The sequence below is a fragment of the Bradyrhizobium sp. Leaf396 genome, assembly GCF_001424605.1.
Classification (GTDB): domain Bacteria; phylum Pseudomonadota; class Alphaproteobacteria; order Rhizobiales; family Xanthobacteraceae; genus Bradyrhizobium; species Bradyrhizobium japonicum_C.
The window spans coordinates 36,899-55,720 of the sequence record NZ_LMQJ01000028.1 but is presented as its reverse complement, the minus strand read 5'-3'; the positions used below and the strand labels follow the sequence as shown (position 1 = coordinate 55,720).

Here is an 18,822-nt window from a genome sequence, read left to right as displayed (position 1 = left end):
AAGGATTCTATAACCGGACAAGGCTCCATTCCGCACTCGGATATATCCCCCCGATCGAGATGGAGCTAAAAGCCGCTTAACCCGTCCACTTTATCGGGGGAAGATCACACCCTCTCCCGCAAGGGGAGAGGGCGACGAAAGCTACGGCCTGCTCGGATCGAAGCGCTTCTCCAATCCGTTCCAGCAATCGGCGTAGTCCTCCTGCAGCGTCGAGGATTTCGCCGCATGTGCGGTGACGCGCTGCGGGTAGCGGGTCTCGAACATGAAGGCCATGGTGCCGGTCAGCTTCACGGGCTTCAATTCGCCGTTGCTGGCGTGCTCGAAGGCGTCCCGGTCGGGACCGTGCGGCAGCATGCAATTGTGCAGGCTCATGCCGCCGGGGACGAAGCCTTGCGGCTTGGCATCGTAGACGCCGTAGATCAGGCCCATGAACTCGCTCATGATGTTCATGTGATACCAAGGCGGACGGAAGGTGTTGTCCGCGACCATCCAGCGCTCGGGGAAGATCACGAAGTCGATATTCGCGGTGCCTGCCGTCTCCGACGGCGAGGTCAGCACCGTGAAGATCGAGGGATCGGGATGGTCGAAGCCGATCGCGCCGACGGGAGAGAAGGTGCGCAGATCGTATTTGTACGGCGCGTAATTGCCGTGCCAGGCGACGACGTCGATCGGCGAATGAGGGAGCTGCGTCTTGAACAGCGAACCGCCCCACTTCACGAAGAGCTCGGTCGGCGTGTCCTTGTCCTCGTAATGCGCCACGGGCGTGAGGAAGTCGCGCGCATTGGCGAGGCAGTTGGCACCGATCGGTCCGCGCTCCGGCAGTGTGAACGCGCCGCCATAATTCTCGCAGAGATAGCCGCGCGCCGGCCCGCTCGGGATCTCGACGCGGAACTTGACGCCGCGCGGGATCACCACGATCTCGCCCGGCTCGGCATCGATGCGGCCGAACTCGGTGACAAGGCGAAGATTGCCTTGCTGAAGCACGAACATCAGCTCGCCGTCGGCATTGTAGAAATGCTGGTCCACCATCGACTTGGTGATGAGGTAGACATGCGCGGCCATGCCGGCCTGGGCGTTGACGTCGCCCGCGGTCGTCATGGTCTGCACGCCCTGAACGAAGGTGACTTCATCCTTCGGAAGCGGCGTCGGATCCCAGCGCAGCTGCGCGATCGGCAGGTCGTATTCATGGCAAGGCGCCGAGCGCCACAGCCCGGCATCGGCCTTCTCGAAGCGGCCGGAATGCTTCACCGAGGGGCGGATGCGGTAGAGCCAGGAACGCTCATTGCTGCCGCGCGGCGCGGTGAAGGGCGAGCCGGAGAGCTGCTCGGCATAGAGCCCGTAGGCGCAGCGCTGCGGCGAGTTGCGCCCGATGGGCAACGCGCCCGGCAGCGCCTCGGTCTCGAAGCTGTTGCCGAATCCGGACATGTAGCCCGGCGTCACCTGGGCCGAGCTGCGGACGATCTGGTCAGGCGAGGTATTGATGTTCATGACTATCCTCCTCCTTGCAGGGCGGCCCACATTTCCTGGTCGCGCTTGTCGGTCCAGATCACGGGATCATCGATCCCCGATGCCTCGTCGTAGGCGCGCGAGACGTTGAATGGCAGGCAGTGCTCGTAGATGGCGAAGCTGGAAAACTTGGGATCCATCACCTCGCGGGTCGCCGCCATCGATTCCTTCAGCGTGCGCCCCTTGGCGACGGAGATTTCGGCGGCGCCATAGAGCGAGGTGACGAAGTCGCGCGTCATGGCGATGGCCTCGCGAACCGTGCTAACGCCCTTCAGCGCATCGCCGCGGCCGGGCGCGATCGCCTTCGGATTGAAGTTGCGGATCTCGTTCAACGTCATCGGCCATTCGCGCAAATGCGCATCGCCGCAATAGCAGGCCGAGTGATACTCGATCAGGTCGCCGGAGAACATGACTTCAGCATCGGGCACCCAGGCGACGATGTCGCCGGAGGTGTGGCCGGCCCCTAGCTGCATCAGGCGTACTTCGCGCTTGCCGAGGTAGATTGTCATCTCGCCTTCAAACGTCAGCGTCGGCCACGTCAGGCCGGGGATGCTCTGCGCATCCTGAAACAGCCGCGGGAAGCGACCATATTCGGAATCCCAGTCCTGCTTGCCGCGCTCTTCAATGAGACGATAGGTCTCCTGCGAGGCGACGATACCTTGTGCTTTGTAGGCGGAAGCACCAAGCACGCGCACGGCGTGATAGTGCGAGAGCACGACGTATTTGATCGGCTTGTCGGTGACGGCGCGGACGCGCTCGATCACCTTGTTGGCCATCGCTGGCGTCGCCTGCGCGTCGAATACGAGGCAGCCGTCGTCGCCGACGATGACGGCCGTGTTTGGATCGCCTTCCGCAGTAAAGGCATAGAGATCGGTGCCGATCTCGGAGAAGGTGATCTTCTTCTCGGAGAGATCGCCGGTGGATGCGAAATTCTTCGCCATCAATTCGTCCTTCAGGTCACAGGGTTATTGTTGTTGCTGTTGTTGCTGCTGGCCGTCGATCATGCGGCGCCTGGCAAGCCCGATCGCCTCGCGCAGCACGTCGATGTCGCCGATATGGTTGGCGAGGATCAGCACCAGCGCCGCGTCGAAATCGGCGCTCTGCTCCTCAGTGAGACCGCGATGCGCCTCGACGATGGCGCGGAAGGCGTCGTCCGGGCGAACGAAGTTCGAGCTGGTGGAGAGAGCCATTGCGCAAGAACCTCAGTTCAAACCCTGGGCGCGTGACAGCGCAGCCGCGATCATCGCGCCAGTCGGATGGCGGAACCGCGCCGCGACGTAGCCGTCGGGGCGCAGCAGATAGGCCGTTGCAGGCTGCGCATCGTAGCGCTTTGCGGCGAGACCCGCCGGGTCGGCCAGCCCGGCCTCGCCGCCGACGCGAATGTCCTTGACGCCGTCAGGGAGTTCGATCGGCGCACCATTGCCGAACGACAGCAGGGCGAAGTGTGTTCCACCCTGGCGAAAGACGTCGGTGAGATAAGTCTGTTCACCCTCGCGCGCGGCCACGGGCGCATCGAGCATAGAGCAGCCGGGGGGCGGCCCACCGGACCAGGCATCCGCATCGCGCGATGACAGCGGCGAGTCGTAGCTGCACGGCACCGACAGCCTGCCGCCATTGACCATGCGCTTGCCGAACTCGGTCTCCTTGGCAAGCGACAGCACCGCCTTGCGCAGCCGCGCCTCCTGATGCGAGTTCGGCGCCATGAAGTCGGTCGAGCGGGTGGATTCCCGAATGTTCTCGTCGGCCGCCATGCTGCGCTCGATATGGTAGCTCTCCAGCAGGCTCGCGGGCGATTTGCCACGCAGCACGCGATCGAGCTTCCAGGAGAGGTTTTCGGCGTCTTCGAGCCCCGAGTTCGCACCGCGTGCGCCGAAGGGCGAGACCTGATGCGCGGAATCGCCGGCAAAGATCACGCGGCCGTGGATGAAGCGGTCCATCCGCCGGCATTGGAATTTGTACAGCGAGATCCACTCGAACTCGAACTTGTCGTGGCCGAGCATGCGCGCGATCCGCGGCCGCACGTTTTCCGGCTTCCTCTCGACGACAGGATCGGCATAGCGGTTGAGCTGAAGATCGATGCGCCAGACATCGTCGGGCTGACGGTGCAAGAGCGCCGAGCGCCCGGCATGGAACGGCGGATCGAACCAGAACCAGCGCTCGGTCGGGAATTCCGCGGTCATCTTGACGTCGGCGATGAGGAACTGGTCCTCGAACACCTGGCCGGCGAACTCGGCGCCGACCATCTGCCGCAACGAGGAGCGTGCGCCGTCGCAAGCGATGACATATTGCGCATTCAGGCGATAGGCGCCCTCCGGCGTTTCGATCGTCAGCAGAGCGGAATCGTTGCGCTGTTCGAGTGCCGTCACCTTGTTGCGCCAGCGCAAGTCGATATCTGGCAAATCGCTGACGCGATCGACCAGATAGGCCTCTGCGTAATATTGCTGGAGATTGATGAAGGCCGGCCGCTTGTGGCCATCCTCCGGCAGCAAATTGAACTGATAGAGCTGCGACTCGCCGTGGAAGATGCGACCGACGCTCCACACCACGCCCTTCTCGACCATGCGGTCGCCGACGCCGAGCCGGTCCCAATATTCCAGCGAGCGTTTCGAGAAGCAGATCGCGCGCGAGCCTTCGCCGATGCGATCGGCATCGTCGAGAAGCACGACGCGCTGGCCGCGCTGGGCGAGATCGATCGCCAGCGACAGGCCGACCGGGCCCGCACCGACGATCACGACCGGATGCGCCGCCGGGCCTTGGGCCGAACGATCCTGATCGGGATGACGTCGATAGCCGAACTGGGATTTGGCCTGCGCCATGCACTAACCTCGGCTCTGGTCAGGGGAGGACTGATCTGCTAGATAGTCTCACGTGCAACTATTTTGGACCGGAGCCGGCCGGCCGTCAACTGGAATTCGGAGCACTCTCCTTGGCGAGGACATCCAGCGACATCGCGCTCAAGGCGCGGGAGGCCGTCGAGACGTCGGCGCGGTCAAAACCGCGGCTCGACCTGTTCAAGTTCGTGCCCTTCCGTCTCAACCGGCTCGCGGCGGAAGTCAGTTCCGCGCTCGCGGAGGAATATCAGGAACGGCATGGCCTCGACATCCCGGCGTGGCGCGTCATCGCGACGCTCGGCTTCCGCAACGATGCCTGCAGCGCGCAATTCATCTCGCAATGCACCCGCACGCACAAGTCCACCATCAGCCGCGCGGTGACGGCGTTGTTGCATCAGGAGTTGATCGAGCGGGTCGAGAACGAAGCCGACCGCCGTGAATTCCGCCTGCAACTGACCAGGAAGGGCCGCGCGCTCTATGAGGAGCTGTTCCCCCAATTGCTGCGGCGGGAAGATGAGATCCTCGCCTGCCTCTCCGCGCAGGAGCGCAAGCAGCTCTCGTCCCTGCTCGGCAAGATCGAGCAGAGCCTCGACCTGATTCAGACCAGCAAGGAAGCGGACGCCAAGCAGGCGTATTAATCACTTCTGTCATTTCGGGGCGCCGTGACAGCGGCGCCCTCTGAGTGACGCTATCGCGTCACTTCGCAAACGACCGGGTCGGCGGCAGGTGCAGCGCCCAGGCCTCGACCTTGTCGCTGGCGCTCGGATAGATCTCCGTGACGATCGGATCATGCCCGGGAATGAAGCGATCCGGATGGCCGGCCAGGCGCTCGATCGTCTCCCAGCCCATCGCCATGTCGCCGACATTATAGACGATCGGGAACGGGCTTCTGCGCTGCAGATTGGCGAAGTAATGAGCCGCATCGGATGCCAACACCACCGGTCCGCGCGCTGTCTCGACCTTGACCACCTGCAACCCGTCGGAATGGCCGCCGACGCGATGCACGGTCACGCCGGGAGCGACCTCGCCATCGCCGGAATAAAACGTGACACGCTCGCCATAGACGTGGCGCACCATCAGCGTGACATGCTCGACCGAGAACGGATGCCGCAACAAGCCGTTGCACATGCAGCGCCCGGTCGCGTAGGCCATCTCGCGCTCCTGGAGATGGAAGCGCGCATTCGGGAAGCGGTCGAGATTGCCGGCGTGGTCGTAATGCAGATGCGTCACGATGACGTCGCGAATGGATGTCGCCGCGACGCCGAAACGCTCCAGCGCATCGACAGGATTGAGCGTCAGCTTGCGCGCCCGCGCGCTCGCCTCCTCGGCATTGAAGCCGGTGTCGACCAGGATCTCGCGGCCCCCACCGCGGATCAGCCAGACGAAATAGTCGAGATCCTGCGCGGCGCTGTCATGCGGGTCGGGCAGGAGGAAGTTCATGCTGGGAGTGCGCGGCGACATCGTTGCATAGCGCAGAGCGTAGATTTCGTAGGCGTTTCCCATGGTCTTTGCTTTTTCTGGGTTGGATCTGGCGGGACGATCGAGCGCACCAAGCCATTGTCCGCCGCAAAGGTCAAACATTTGAGGTTGCGACAGAGGCAGGCCTGCAATGTGAGACCGATCACATCTTCATCGCCATGACTGCCATAACATGCTGCCGATGCAAATCGAACCAGGTCGCACCGAGCACATGACAGCCCGTTTATTCCACTACCGGCGCGCCCCTATGTTGCGGTCAATCGTCGCGATAACGACGAATCTCCAAGCGGTTGACGCCCCCTCCCCCCGGTTTGATAATGCCTGGAGCGTAAGTTAAGGTCGCCGCGGCGCAAGCTGGAACGGCGCCTTTTTGGCTGGACCGCGCTGATTATGAAAATTCGCTTCTTTTTTCTTCTGTCCCTGCTCATCTCGCTCGTTCCGACGGCTCCGTCGCTTGCGGCCGGCGAGCGCTTTGCGCTCGTCATCGGCAATGCCAAATATCCGGATGCCGATGCTCCGTTGAAGGAACCGATCAACGATGCGCGCGACATCGCCGATGAGCTCAAGCGTGACGGCTTTTCGGTCGAGATCGGCGAGAACCTGACCGGCGACGGCATGCGCCGCGCCTTCGACAAGCTCTACGGCAAGATCAAGCCCGGCTCCGTCGCGCTGGTATTCTTCAGCGGTTTCGGTATCCAGTCGGCACGCCAGAGCTATCTGCTGCCGGTCGATGCGCAGATCTGGACCGAATCCGACGTGCGCCGCGATGGCTTCAGCCTCGAGACCGTGCTCGGCGAGCTCAATACCCGCGGCGCCGGTGTCAAGATCGCGCTGATCGATGCCTCCAGGCGCAACCCGTTCGAGCGCCGGTTCCGCAGCTTCTCGGCCGGCCTCACGCCCGTCATCGCCCCGAACGGCACGCTGGTGATGTATTCGGCGGCACTGGCCTCGGTGGTCTCGGACGGCGGTGGCGACCGCAGCCTGTTCGTCCAGGAGCTGCTGAAGGAAATCCGGGTCCCCGACCTGATGGCGGAGGAGACGCTGAACCGCACCAAGATGGGTGTCACCCGCGCCTCGCGCGGCGAGCAGGTGCCCTGGATTTCCTCGTCATTGGCCGAGGACTTCTCCTTCATGCCCGGGACCGCCGGGTCGCGTCCCACAACGACGCCACCACCTGCGCCTCCGGCCGCGCCGGCCGTCGTCGCCAATAATCCGCCACCTGCTCCACCGACACCACCTCCGCCGCCGAAGCCGGCCGACACCGCTGCGGCACCGGCTCCTCCCGCACCGCCTGCACCCGCGCCGGCTCCCGCACCGAAGCCGCAGATCGAGGCCGCCCTGCCCCCGCCGCCACCGCCGCCACCGGTGAAACCGATTGATCCCGGTCCGGCGCCGAGCACAGAGACCGGCCCAAGCGCCGCCGTCCTGGCCGACGATCCCACGATCAAGGGCCTCACCGCCAAGATTGCCGCCAATCCGGACGACGTGAACGCGCTGTACCGGCGCGGCCAGGTCTATGCGAGCAAGGGCGCCTACAACCTTGCCATCAAGGATTTCGACGACACCCTCCGGATCAACTCGAAGGACGTCGAGGCCCTGAACAACCGCTGCTGGACCCGCACGGTGGTCGGCGACCTCCAGGGCGCGCTGAAGGATTGCAACGAGGCGCTGCGCCTGCGCCCGAACTTCGTCGATGCGTTGGACAGCCGGGGACTCGTCAACCTCAAGTCCGGAGCGGTCAAGAACGCGATCGCCGATTTCGACGCCGCCCTGAAGATCAACCCGCGCCTGACGTCCTCGCTCTATGGCCGCGGCCTTGCCAAGCAACGCAACGGCTCGGCCCAGGAAGGCGCGCTCGATATCGCCAATGCCAAGGCGATGGACCCGAACATCGTTCAGGAATTCGCAAGCTACGGAGTGCGCTGATATTTTTGTGAGTCGAGGCCATGGAAGCCTCGAACCTTCAACAGCCCTGGGAAGACCAATGGGCGGATGCCGCAACGGCCTCTTTCGGGGGCGTGTTGCTGGAGTTTGGAAGCACGCGAGCTGGCTGCGTAGGAGGGACTGGCTATGAAATCGGCTGCAAAAGGACTTACCGCGATCCTGTCCATCATCACCGTCGGGGCCGCGCTGTTGTTGCCGACCTCAGCCACCTACGCGGGCGATGAGAGCAACAGCAAGAATGTCACCGAGGACGAGATCGTCCGCGCACTCGCGCCGCCGGCCAAGAAGCCCCTGACCCGCGGCCTCTCGATCGCCCCGCCGACCGAAGCCGCGCCGAACGCGGCGGAGACCAAGCTGCTGCAGTCGGTGCGCGGCCGGTCGACGCGCTCGCTGTCGTCGACCGAGCGCGAGGAAATCGCTTCGGTCGCCAAGGACAAGCCGAACATCGATCTCGAAATCACCTTCGACTACAACTCCGCCAACATCAGCGCCAAATCGCTCCCGTCGGTGCAGGCGCTCGGGCGGGCCTTGACCAGCCCCGACCTGAAAGGCTCGACCTTCGTGGTCGCCGGCCACACCGACGCCGCCGGCGGCGAAGCCTACAACCAGGACCTGTCGGAGCGTCGCGCCGATTCGATCAAGCGCTACCTCGTCGAAAAGTACAACATCTCGGCGACCGACCTCGTCACCGTCGGCTATGGCAAGAGCAAGCTCAAGAATCCGGCCCAGCCGCTGGCGGAGGCCAACCGCCGCGTGCAGGTCGTCAACATGGAAAACAAGACCACCGCATCGAAGTGAGCACGACGTATTCGTCTGCAGTGACCAGTCGCGATGTGGTGTAAGGTCTCGCTTCCAGAGCGCGTCCCGCGGCCTTGCGGGACGCCGCTTTATTTCAGGGAAACGCTCTGTCTGGGCCGCGCGCGGATGGCCGTGAGCCAGGCCAGGATGATCCGGCGATGAATTTGACTCAGTATCTCAAGCCGGCGGGGACCGTGGTGTTCGTCCTCGCAATCGGCGTCGGCTATTATCTGTTCGAACGCCGGCACCGTCCGGAACCGAAGGAGACGCCAAGCGAGGCGCTCGTCATCGTGACGAAGTCGACCAACGCCTGTTTCTCCGACCTGGTGCGGGTAACTGGCTTCTTTGTGCCGCGCCGCGAGGCCGTCGTCGTTGCCGACCAGGAAGGCTCCAGGGTCACCGACCTCCTGGTCACCGAGGGAGCCGTCGTTGCCGACAACCAGGAGCTGGCGCGCCTGACCGCGCCGCCGCAGATCCCGGGCCAGCCGCAGCGCCCCGGCCCGCAAGGCCCGATCTCGCTGAAAGCGCCTGCGCCGGGGCTGGTCACCGAGGTCCGCACCATCGTCGGCGCGCCGGCCTCTCCCCAGGCCGGTCCGATGTTCCGCATCGCCGTCAACAACGAGATCGAGCTCGAGGCCCAGGTCCCGGCGGTGCACATGTCCAAGCTCAGTGCCGGTGCGACCGTGCGCATCAGCCGCGACGACGCGCCCGACTTGATCGGACGGGTCCGGCTGGTTGCCCCCGAGATCGACCGCGCCACCCAGCTCGGGCGCGTCCGCATTAGCGTCGCGAACAATCCCTCGCTGAAGGTCGGCGTGTTCGCTCGCGCCTCGATCGACGCCAAGCGCAGCTGCGGCGTCTCGATTCCCAAGACCGCGATCGACCATCTCACGGTGCAGGTCGTCAAAGGCAACATTGTCGAGACACGCAAGGTGCGGGTCGGACTGTCGTCCGACAGCGCTACGGAAATCCTGGAAGGGCTCGAGGTCGGCGAAATCGTCGTGGCCGATGCCGGCTCTTCGCTCCATGACGGCGACCAGATCAAGACCATGTTCGCCGATGAACTCGATCGCACGCGGGTACGCTGATGGCTCTGAATATCTCGGCATGGTCGATTCGCAATCCGCTGCCGTCTGTCGTCTTTTCGATCATCCTGCTGGTTCTCGGCTGGGTGTCCTTCACCAAGCTTGCAGTGACGCGGCTGCCCTCGGCCGACATCCCCGTGATCTCGGTCGCGGTCTCGCAGTTCGGCGCGGCTCCGGCCGAGCTCGAATCGCAGGTCACCAAGACGGTTGAAGACGCCGTCTCCGGCGTCGAGGGGGTGCGGCACATCACCTCCTCGATCACCGACGGCCTCTCGGTCACCACGATCCAGTTCGCGCTTGAGACCAACACCGACCGCGCGCTCAACGACGTCAAGGACGCGGTGACGCGCGTGCGCTCCAACCTGCCGCAGAACGTCACCGAACCACTGATCCAGCGCGTCGACGTCATCGGCCTGCCGATCGTGACCTATGCCGCCATCTCGCCCGGCAAGACGCCGGAGCAGCTCTCTTATTTCGTCGACGACGTGGTCAAGCGCGCGCTGCAGGGCGTGCGCGGCGTCGCCCAGGTCGAGCGCATCGGCGGTGTGGAGCGCGAGATCCTGGTCTCGCTGGATCCCGATCGCTTGCAGGCGATGGGACTGACTGCCGTCAATGTCAGCCAGAGCCTGCGCGGCACCAATGTCGACGTTGCCGGCGGCCGCGCCGAGATCGGCAAGAACGATCAGGCGATCCGCACGCTCGCAGGCGCCAAGACGCTCGGCGACCTCGCCGGCACCATGATCCCGCTGTTCGGCGGCGGCGAGGTCCGACTCGACGATCTCGGCACCGTCACCGACACCATCGCCGACCGCCGCACCTTCGCCCGCTTCAACGGCGAGCCGGTGGTCGCACTCGGCATCAAGCGTTCGAAGGGCGCCAGCGACGTGAAGGTGGCCGAGGCGGTGCAAAAGCGCATCGACGCACTGAAGGCCGCCTATCCCGACGTCGACCTGAAGCTGATCGACACCTCGGTCGAGTATACCAAAGGCAATTACCACGCGGCGATCTCGACCCTGTTCGAGGGCGCCATACTCGCCGTCGTCATCGTGCTGCTGTTCCTGCGGGATCTGCGCGCGACCATCATCGCCGCGATCTCGCTGCCGCTGTCGATCTTCCCGGCGTTCTGGGCGATGGACCTGCTCGGCTTCTCGCTGAACCTCGTCAGCTTTCTCGCCATTACGCTGTCGACAGGCATTCTCGTCGACGATGCCATCGTCGAGATCGAGAACATCGTCCGGCACATGAACATGGGCAAGTCGCCCTACCGTGCCGCGCTCGAGGCGGCCGACGAGATCGGCCTCGCGGTCATTGCGATCTCGCTGACCATCATCGCGATCTTCGCTCCCGCGAGCTTCATGTCGGGCATCGCCGGCCAGTTCTTCAAGCAGTTCGGCATCACCGTCTCGGTGCAGGTGTTCTTCTCTCTGCTCGCGGCCCGCTTCGTCACGCCCGTGCTGGCCGCCTATTTCCTCAAACACCATGCGCATGAGGAGCCGCCGCCCGGCCCCATATTGCGGTCGTATCATCGGATCGTGGCCTGGTCGGTGAAGCATTATTTCATCACGGTGCTGATCGGCCTTGGGGTCTTCGCCGCCTCGATCTGGAGCATCACGCTGCTGCCGCAAGGCTTCCTGCCGGCCCAGGACAGCGCCCGTTCACTGCTTGCCCTCGAGCTTCCGCCCGGCACCCAGCTCGCCTATACCGAAAAGGTCACCGAAGACATCGTCGCGCGCCTGCGCAAGCGGCCGGAAGTGAAGAGCATCTTCGTGGACGGCGGGCGCGTGCCGCCGGGCACCCAGGAGGTCCGTCGCGCCGCTTTGATCATCAATTATACGCCCAAGGACAGCCGCGACATCACCCAGCGCGAGCTTGAATTCTCCATCAGCCAGGAGCTGGAGAACGTTCCCGACATCCGCTTCTGGTTCCTGGACGAGAACGGCCTGCGCGCGATCTCGCTCGTGGTGACCGGCGTCGATGCCAACATCGTCAACAACGTCGCGAGCGAGCTTGCGACGCAGATGAAACGCATTCCCACCATCTCCAATGTGATCTCCGAAACCTCGCTGGAGCGCCCCGAACTGCGCATCCAGCCGCACGCCGATCTCGCCGCGCGGCTCGGCGTTTCGACCGAAAGCCTGTCCCAGACCATCCGCGTCGCCACTATCGGCGACGTCGGACCCGCACTCGCCAAATTCGACGTCGGCGACCGCCTGGTGCCGATCCGCGTCCAGCTCGAGGATGCCGCCCGCGGCAATCTGAAGACGCTGGAGCAGTTGCGCGTTCCGCTCGGCGAGCGCGGCGAGAAGGGCGGCGTGCCGCTCTCGGTCATTGCCGACGTCAAGCTCGACCAGGGCCCGACGAGCATCAACCGCTACGATCGTGAACGCCAGGCCACCGTCGCGGCCGACCTCGTCGGCTCTGCCGCGCTCGGCGATGCCACCAAGAAGATCTACGACCTGCCGGTCATGAAGACGCTGCCGAAGGGCGTGAAGGTCTCGCCCTCCGGCGACGCCGAAAGCTTGAACGAATTGTCGGACGGCTTCGCGACCGCCATCACGGCAGGCCTGATGATGGTTTACGCCGTGCTGGTGCTGCTGTTCGGCACCTTCCTGCAGCCGATCACCATCCTGTTCTCGCTGCCGCTCTCGATCGGCGGCGCGATCGCTGCCCTGCTCCTGACCGGCAAACAGCTCACCACACCTGTGTGGATCGGCATCCTGATGCTGATGGGAATCGTCACCAAGAATGCGATCATGCTGGTTGAGTTCGCGATCGAAGCCATCAAAGCCGGCAAACCGCGCGAGGAGGCGATGATCGATGCCGGCATGAAGCGCGCCCGTCCGATCGTGATGACCACGATCGCGATGGCCGCCGGCATGATACCGAGCGCGCTCGCATTCGGTGCCGGCGGCGAGTTCCGCTCGCCGATGGCGCTCGCGGTTATCGGCGGCCTGATCTTCTCGACCATCCTATCGCTGGTGTTCGTGCCCGCGATGTTCATGGTGATGGACGATTTCGGCGCCCTGATCTGGCGCTTCTCCAAGCGGCTGATCGTGCACAGCGAGGATGCCGAGACCGACGGTCATCACGAAACTGCGCCGGCACCGAAGAACGTCGCGCACCGTGCTGCGGAATAATCGCGATTCAGAAGCACAAGGCATGCCTGCAAGCGACTCCCATGACCCTGACCTCGGGGAAGATCGTCTTCGTTAGGCTGGGAGATGTCCAAGCACGGGAGGCCGAGCCCTAGCGGCGAAGCCGTCAAATGGTGGTCTCCGGCCGGGGACTCGTCGAGGGGAAATCTCGCCGCGGCACCATTGGGGTGCGCTTGCCAGCACCTCACTCGTTCCGCGCGATCGCCGTCAGCTTGGTCATGTTCCGCAAGAGGATGCGGCCGCGCTGGAGATCGAGGATGGCTTCCTTGCGCCAGGCCTGAAGCTGTCGGTTGACGCTCTCGCGCGCGGCGCCGACGAAGACTCCGAGCTGCTCCTGCGAGATGTGGACCTCGGAGCCGAAATCGGCCGCGAGCGCGCAGAGCCGCCGGGCCAAGCGAACCGGCAGCGGCTGCAGCATGGACTCTTCCATGCGCTCGCTCTGCCAGCGGATGCGCTGGCACAGCAATGCGATGATCTTGATCGCGACCTTCGGCTCGCGCTCGAGAAAGCTGAGGAAATCTTCGCGCCGCAGCACGAACAATTCGCTGGCCTCGCCCGCGGTGGCATCCGCCGTGCGGTTCTGGCCGTCCAGCACCGCGACCTCGCCGAACAGGTCGCCCGGACCCATGAAGTTCAGCGTCAGCCGGCTGCCATCGGAGGCGCCGGTTTCGATCCGCACCTGGCCGCGGCGGACGCCGAACAGCGCGTCCCCGGGATCGCCCTTCTGGAACAGGACCTCGCCGTTTCCGAGGTGCTGGGTGTGACAGAGATTGGACAGCCGCTGGAGCTCGTCCGCGCCGAGATCGGCAAACATCGGGTTCATCTTCAGGATGACCGCAAATTCGGCCTGCTTGCTCATTTCAATGTCCTTGTGGGGTCCCGGTCATTTCTCTTGGCAAATCACTTGAAACCATCGACTTCAGGATCGCGTAAAACCGCGCCGGGAAAGTGTGTCATAAGTCACATAACTTTGCAGCATCCCCCGACTATTTTTACGCGCTTGGAGCCGCTTCCCGTCCGGGGATAAACTCAGGCGCAAAGGACGGGTCGTCGGCGGGATTCGACGCCGATCGCCCCGTCGCTGGAAAGTCGACATGAGAGCATTGAAATTCGCCGGCGCGGCTTTGGCCGCCGTCATCGTCGTGATCGCACTCTTGCTGGTGGTCGGGATCCCCTCGGGCTTCCTGACCTCGACGATCGCCTCGCGCGTCGAGAGAGCAACCGGCTATCGCCTGTCGATCGACGGCACCACCAAGATCAGCCTGTGGCCGACGCTGAACGTCACCCTGAACGACCTCACGCTTGCCAGTCCCAAGGACCGTAGCGGCATCACGCGCCTCACGGTCGACAGCGTGCAGGCCGACATATCGCTCGCCAGCGTTTGGTCGGGCCGCCCCGAGATCAGCGAGCTCGTCGTCACCCATCCCGTGCTGTACCAGCCTCTGCTGCGCGAGCGGCTGCCGAATGCCGGCGGCGCCTCGAAGCCGCCCGCGCTGGATACCAATGGCGCGACCATCGACCGCATCAAGATCGTCGACGGCGAAGTCGCCTTCTCGCGCCTGCGCGACAGGGTCGATGGCCGCATCAGCGCCATCAACGCCGACGCGATCGTTGACCGCGACCGCAAGGTCAATATCTCCGGCACCGCGCGTGTCGGCGAACATCCGACCAAGTTCGACATCAAGGCGGCCATGCCGGCCTCGGCGGCCGAGCGGCCGACGGTTCCCGTGGATTTCGCGATCGACATGCCCGACGTGCTGAAATCCCAGCTCACCGGCCATGCCGAGATGCGGCTCAATGGCGATGTCGTGATGATCAACGGCGTGAACGGCAGGCTGGGCGAGGGCGTATTCAACGGCTGGGCTTCCGTCGACATTGCGAGCAAGCCGCTGGTCAAGGTCGACCTCGATTTCCAGCGGCTGGCGATGCCGCTGGCGAAATCGCCGGAAGGCACGGCAGGGCAGCCCTGGAGCAATGCGCCGATCGACGTCTCCGGTCTCAACTATGTCGATGCGCAAGTGAGAATCTCTGCCAACGAGGCCGTGATCGGCGATGCGCGCATCGCGCCGCTTGCGCTCGATGCCAAGCTCGCCGGCGGGGTGCTGAAGGCCGGAATCGCCAATCTCGGCGCCTATGGCGGCCAGGTCTCGGGCGAGGTGATCCTGGACGCGACCACGGGGGCGCCGAGCTTTGCCATGCATTCCGATCTCGTCGGCGTGCGCGCACTGCCGCTGCTCCAGGGCCTTGCCGAATTCGACCGCATCGATGGCAAGCTGCAGGCCAAGCTTGCCTTGCGCAGCGCCGGCAACAGCCAGCGCGCGCTGATGGCGAACATGCAGGGCACGGCCTTCGTCAATTTCCAGGACGGTGCCATCCGCGGCATCAATGTCGCGCAGATGATCCGTTCGCTGACGACGAGCACGCTGTCGGGCTGGCAAGGAAACCAGGACCCCAGCCCGGAACAGAGCACGGATCTGTCGCAGCTCTCGGCCTCGTTCCGCATCGACAAGGGCCAGGCGGTGACGACCGATCTCAATCTGATCGGGCCCCTCGTGCGCGTGACCGGCGCCGGCACCATCGCGCTCGACACCAAGATGATGGGCTTTCGCGTCGAGCCGAAGCTCGTGATGACGACCGAAGGCCAGGGCCGCACCTCCGAGCCGGTCGGTTTCGGCATCCCCGTGATGATCCAGGGCAGCTGGTCGCAGCCGCGGATCTACCCAGACATGGCCGGCATGCTCGACAATCCGGATGCCGCCTATGCCAAGCTGCGCGAGATGGGCAAGGGCCTGTTCGGGCCCGATGGTGCCGGGCTCGGCAATATCCTGGGCAGCCTTGGCAGTAACCTTGGGCTCGGCGGCACCGCCGCACCGGGGGGCAATGCGGCCGGCAGCGCCAATCCGCAGGCGCAGCAGCCGGGGCAGAACAACCTGCTCGGCGGCCCCCTGGGGGAGGCGATCGGCAATCTGATTCAGCAGGGGCTTTCAGGTGGCGCAGGAAGCAGCACTGGCAGCGCGCCGGGCAGTGGCCGTAGCCGCAGCCTGCCGGCAGCGCCCTCCACGCCGGCGCCGCAGGCCTCGCCTGCGGCCCCCGCTCTGGAGGACCCGCCGCTCGCGCAGCAGGACAGTCAGCCAATGAACGACGTGCTGCGGCAGCTCTTCAATCGGTGACTGGCCCGCTGGACTTCGCGGCCGACCCTTCATCCATTGCCTTCCTGCGGCTTCCTGCAACGATGAGGCTACGTCAATTTACCCGCCTTTTGTTCACCGGGGTTCGCAGGGAGTAACCACGCCGGCCGGTCCCGGGCCGCGCGACGGCCCTTTGGCGCAGATTGTGGTAGAACGGCTCGAAAGGGCCCGTACGGGCCAGTAGCGCGCAGCGTCAGCGGCGGCGCGAGAGGATCGGGATGGCAGGAGCGAACGACAAGACACGATCTCTGCGCGGGGGCCTGTTCGCCAAGTATGTCGTCTCCCTCGTCGGCCTCGTCGTGTTCGTCCTCGCCGTCAACGGGGCGATGGAGACCTGGATCTCCTACCGCGCCACCCGGACGCAGCTGACCGACGGGCTGGAGGACAAGGCGCAGGCCGCCGCGCGGCGGATCGAGCAGTCGATCTCCGAGCTCGACCGCCAGATCAGCTGGGTGACGCGGGCGAGCCAGGACACGCTGGAGAAGCGCCGCGCCGACTACGCCCAGCTTTTGCACCAGGTCTCGGTCGTCAACCAGCTGTTCCAGCTCAACGGCGATGGCCGCGAGGTGCTGCGCGTCTCCAGGCAATCGACCACGACCGGCAGCAATGCCGACCTCTCCCGCGACGTGCGCTTCACCGATGCCGTCGCCCGCGGCGTCAGCTATGCGCCGGCCTGGTTCGCCGACCGGACGCCATTGATGTCGATCTCGGTGGCGCATTCCGGCTTCAATGCCGGGGTCACCGTGGCCGAGATCGATCTCAGCTTCCTCTCCGACTTCCTGTCCGACGCCCAGGTCGGCAAGGCGGCCTTTGCCTATGTCGTCGATCCGCGCGGCCGCGTGCTGGCGACGTCATCGAAAGGGCCCGAGGTCGGCAAGGACCTCTCCAAGCTGCCGCAGGTTGCGGCCGCGATCGCGCCCGGCCACGAGCCCGACACGTCGGGCACCGACTTCAACGGCCATGCGGTGATGAGCGCCGCGAGCATCGTGCCGAAGCTCGGCTGGAGCGTGCTGTTCGAGCAGCCGACGACCCAGGCCCTGATGCCGATCCGCGACCAGCTGGTGCGCATCGCGCTCCTGATCGGCATGGGCCTGATGGTCGCGATCCTCGCCGGCACGCTGCTGGCACGCCGCATGATCATCCCGATCACGGCGCTGCGCGACGGCGCACACAAGCTCGGCGAAGGCGATTTCAGCCACCGCATCGACGTGCACACCTCCGACGAGCTGGAAGACCTCGCCGGGCAGTTCAACCGCATGGCCGACCAGATCCAGGAGACCTACTCGAACCTGGAGAGCAAGGTCGAGGAACGCACCCGTGATCTCGCGCAGTCGATCCACGAACTCAAGGTGCTGGAGGAGGTCGGCCGCGCGGTGGCCTCCTCGCTCGATCTCAACGCGGTGCTTGCCACCATCGCGGCCCGCGCGATCGAGATCACCCGTGCCGACGCGGTGCTGATCTATGGCTTCGACGCCGAGACGCGCCGCTTCAACCTGGTCGAGGCCAACGGCATCGACAAGTCCGCCGACGGCGCGCATGTCACCATCGCGCAAGGCGAGAACATCCTGAGCGATGCCGCCGACAGCGGCGAACCGATCGCGCTGGCCGAGCTCGGCGATGCCGCAGAGCAGCCGCTGCGCGAGGTCGCGCTCGCGGCCGGCTTCAGCTCCGTGCTCGTGGTGCCGCTGATCGACCAGCAGGGCACGCTGGGCTCGCTGGTGGTGCTGCGCCGCGCCGGCGGCGCGTTCGCGCCCAGCATCATCGGATTGATGCGCACCTTCGCCAACCAGGCCGTGCTGGCGATGCGCAATGCGCAGCTGTTCAGCGAAGTCGACCACAAGAGCCACGCGCTGGAGGCGGCAAACACGACCGTGCGCGCCCAGGCCGACAAGCTGCGCGAGCAGACCGAGCAGCTCAAGGACTGGAACAAGTCGCTGGAGGAGCGCGTCAGGACGCAGCTCGGCGAGATCGAGCGCATCCGCAAGCTCGAGCGTTTCCTGGCACCCCAGGTGGCGCAGCTGATCGCCTCCTCCGACAGCCCGGAGGGGCTGCTCACCAGCCAGCGCCGCGAGGTCACGGTGGTGTTCTGCGATCTGCGCGGCTTCACCGCGTTCACGGAAGCGACCGAGCCGGAAGAGGCGATGAACGTGCTGCGCGAATATCACGCCGCGCTCGGCCAGCTCATCTTCAAGTACGAGGGCACGCTCGACAAATATGCCGGCGACGGCGTGATGATCCTGTTCAACGCGCCGATCCAGTTCGAGGACCACACCAGGCGCGCCGTGAAGATGGCGGTGGAGATGCGCGACACCATCGGCCCCCTGACCGAGCGCTGGCGCAACCGCGGTCATAGCCTGGGGTTCGGCATCGGCATCGCGCTCGGCTATGCCACGCTCGGCCAGGTCGGCTTCGAGCAGCGCCTGGAATATGCCGCGATCGGCAGCGTCACCAACCTCGCCTCGCGCCTCTGCGGCGAAGCCAAGCCCAACCAGATCGTGGTGAGCCGCCGCGTCTACGGCATGGTCGAGCCATGGGTCGAAGCGCGCGCGCTCGACGATCTCCAGCTCAAGGGCTTCAATCACCCCGTGCTGGCGATGGAGATCCTGAGCTGGCGCGAGGAGGTGGAGAACGTGGTGGATGCCACGGCGGTGCGGCGACGAGGTTAGCCGCAAGCGAAAGTGCGAAAACAACCCCATGCACAGTAGGCGGGGGCTTTGAGGTCAATGACTTACGGCAGCCCCGCGCGGGTGCGGGCGCGGTTTGACACGTCGGGCAAAACACCGGCAGATTGGCACCATCCCCGCCCCTCTCCCCGAACCACATCCCTGCTCCCCGC

General features: G+C 65.0%; 13 protein-coding genes. 7 read left to right on the top strand and 6 right to left on the bottom strand.

Features of this window, described 5'->3' with window-relative positions; all coding sequences use genetic code 11:
• Window positions 1–141 precede the first annotated feature (141 nt).
• The 4 genes from hmgA to ASG57_RS23605 are packed head-to-tail and all read right to left on the bottom strand — an operon-like array spanning window position 142 to window position 4,322.
• Window positions 142–1,488, bottom strand: coding sequence for a homogentisate 1,2-dioxygenase (gene hmgA / locus ASG57_RS23620; protein ID WP_024342969.1), 1,347 nt, complete (start codon window positions 1,486–1,488; stop codon window positions 142–144).
• A 2-nt stretch (window positions 1,489–1,490) separates the two neighbouring features.
• Window positions 1,491–2,447 (bottom strand): MBL fold metallo-hydrolase, encoded by a 957-nt coding sequence (locus ASG57_RS23615; protein ID WP_024342970.1) that lies wholly within the window; start codon window positions 2,445–2,447, stop codon window positions 1,491–1,493.
• Between the two features lie 24 nt (window positions 2,448–2,471).
• The gene (locus ASG57_RS23610; RefSeq protein ID WP_024342971.1) at window positions 2,472–2,696 is read right to left on the bottom strand and encodes a DUF2783 domain-containing protein; all 225 of its coding nucleotides are present in this window, start codon (window positions 2,694–2,696) and stop codon (window positions 2,472–2,474) included.
• A 12-nt stretch (window positions 2,697–2,708) separates the two neighbouring features.
• Window positions 2,709–4,322: an FAD-dependent oxidoreductase gene (locus ASG57_RS23605; protein ID WP_057197678.1), complete on the bottom strand. Its 1,614-nt coding sequence runs from the start codon at window positions 4,320–4,322 to the stop codon at window positions 2,709–2,711.
• Window positions 4,323–4,432: 110 nt separating this feature from the next.
• Here ASG57_RS23605 and ASG57_RS23600 point away from each other — a divergent pair, with 110 nt between their 5' ends.
• On the top strand, window positions 4,433–4,975 hold the full coding sequence (locus tag ASG57_RS23600) for a MarR family winged helix-turn-helix transcriptional regulator (RefSeq protein ID WP_024342973.1): 543 nt from the start codon (window positions 4,433–4,435) through the stop codon (window positions 4,973–4,975).
• Between the two features lie 58 nt (window positions 4,976–5,033).
• Here the strand turns inward: ASG57_RS23600 and ASG57_RS23595 are convergent, their stop codons facing one another.
• On the bottom strand, window positions 5,034–5,840 hold the full coding sequence (locus ASG57_RS23595; RefSeq protein WP_057197676.1) for an N-acyl homoserine lactonase family protein: 807 nt from the start codon (window positions 5,838–5,840) through the stop codon (window positions 5,034–5,036).
• A 366-nt stretch (window positions 5,841–6,206) separates the two neighbouring features.
• Between ASG57_RS23595 and ASG57_RS23590 the strand changes: the two genes are divergently transcribed.
• The 4 genes from ASG57_RS23590 (at window position 6,207) to ASG57_RS23575 (ending at window position 12,780) form a co-directional block, all read left to right on the top strand.
• Window positions 6,207–7,742: a caspase family protein gene (locus ASG57_RS23590; protein WP_024342975.1), complete on the top strand. Its 1,536-nt coding sequence runs from the start codon at window positions 6,207–6,209 to the stop codon at window positions 7,740–7,742.
• Between the two features lie 144 nt (window positions 7,743–7,886).
• On the top strand, window positions 7,887–8,558 hold the full coding sequence (locus tag ASG57_RS23585; RefSeq protein WP_024342976.1) for an OmpA family protein: 672 nt from the start codon (window positions 7,887–7,889) through the stop codon (window positions 8,556–8,558).
• Between the two features lie 158 nt (window positions 8,559–8,716).
• Entirely contained in the window at window positions 8,717–9,646 is a 930-nt protein-coding gene (locus tag ASG57_RS23580) for an RND family efflux transporter (RefSeq protein ID WP_024342977.1), read from the top strand.
• On the top strand, window positions 9,646–12,780 hold the full coding sequence (locus tag ASG57_RS23575) for an efflux RND transporter permease subunit (protein WP_024342978.1): 3,135 nt from the start codon (window positions 9,646–9,648) through the stop codon (window positions 12,778–12,780). Before ASG57_RS23580 ends, ASG57_RS23575 begins: the two co-directional genes overlap by 1 nt.
• Before the next feature lie 202 nt (window positions 12,781–12,982).
• On the opposite strand, the gene ASG57_RS23570 is transcribed toward ASG57_RS23575, so the two are convergent.
• A complete protein-coding gene (locus tag ASG57_RS23570) occupies window positions 12,983–13,657 on the bottom strand; it encodes a Crp/Fnr family transcriptional regulator (RefSeq protein WP_024342979.1) in 675 nt (224 codons plus the stop codon).
• 235 nt (window positions 13,658–13,892) lie between these two features.
• Between ASG57_RS23570 and ASG57_RS23565 the strand changes: the two genes are divergently transcribed.
• Both ASG57_RS23565 and ASG57_RS23560 read left to right on the top strand, forming a co-directional pair.
• Complete coding sequence (locus ASG57_RS23565; protein WP_057197674.1) at window positions 13,893–15,968, top strand: AsmA family protein; 2,076 nt, start codon at window positions 13,893–13,895, stop codon at window positions 15,966–15,968.
• 236 nt (window positions 15,969–16,204) lie between these two features.
• A complete protein-coding gene (locus tag ASG57_RS23560) occupies window positions 16,205–18,652 on the top strand; it encodes an adenylate/guanylate cyclase domain-containing protein (protein ID WP_057197672.1) in 2,448 nt (815 codons plus the stop codon).
• Window positions 18,653–18,822 lie beyond the last annotated feature (170 nt).

Coding starts and splice junctions, on each gene's coding strand:
- ASG57_RS23595 (WP_057197676.1), bottom strand. CDS start 5,840: ATGGGAAACGCCTACGAAATCTACGCTCTGCGCTATGCAACGATGTCG.
- ASG57_RS23560 (WP_057197672.1), top strand. CDS start 16,205: ATGGCAGGAGCGAACGACAAGACACGATCTCTGCGCGGGGGCCTGTTC.
- ASG57_RS23610 (WP_024342971.1), bottom strand. CDS start 2,696: ATGGCTCTCTCCACCAGCTCGAACTTCGTTCGCCCGGACGACGCCTTC.
- ASG57_RS23590 (WP_024342975.1), top strand. CDS start 6,207: ATGAAAATTCGCTTCTTTTTTCTTCTGTCCCTGCTCATCTCGCTCGTT.
- ASG57_RS23585 (WP_024342976.1), top strand. CDS start 7,887: ATGAAATCGGCTGCAAAAGGACTTACCGCGATCCTGTCCATCATCACC.
- ASG57_RS23615 (WP_024342970.1), bottom strand. CDS start 2,447: ATGGCGAAGAATTTCGCATCCACCGGCGATCTCTCCGAGAAGAAGATC.
- ASG57_RS23605 (WP_057197678.1), bottom strand. CDS start 4,322: ATGGCGCAGGCCAAATCCCAGTTCGGCTATCGACGTCATCCCGATCAG.
- ASG57_RS23565 (WP_057197674.1), top strand. CDS start 13,893: ATGAGAGCATTGAAATTCGCCGGCGCGGCTTTGGCCGCCGTCATCGTC.
- ASG57_RS23570 (WP_024342979.1), bottom strand. CDS start 13,657: ATGAGCAAGCAGGCCGAATTTGCGGTCATCCTGAAGATGAACCCGATG.
- hmgA (WP_024342969.1), bottom strand. CDS start 1,488: ATGAACATCAATACCTCGCCTGACCAGATCGTCCGCAGCTCGGCCCAG.
- ASG57_RS23580 (WP_024342977.1), top strand. CDS start 8,717: ATGAATTTGACTCAGTATCTCAAGCCGGCGGGGACCGTGGTGTTCGTC.
- ASG57_RS23575 (WP_024342978.1), top strand. CDS start 9,646: ATGGCTCTGAATATCTCGGCATGGTCGATTCGCAATCCGCTGCCGTCT.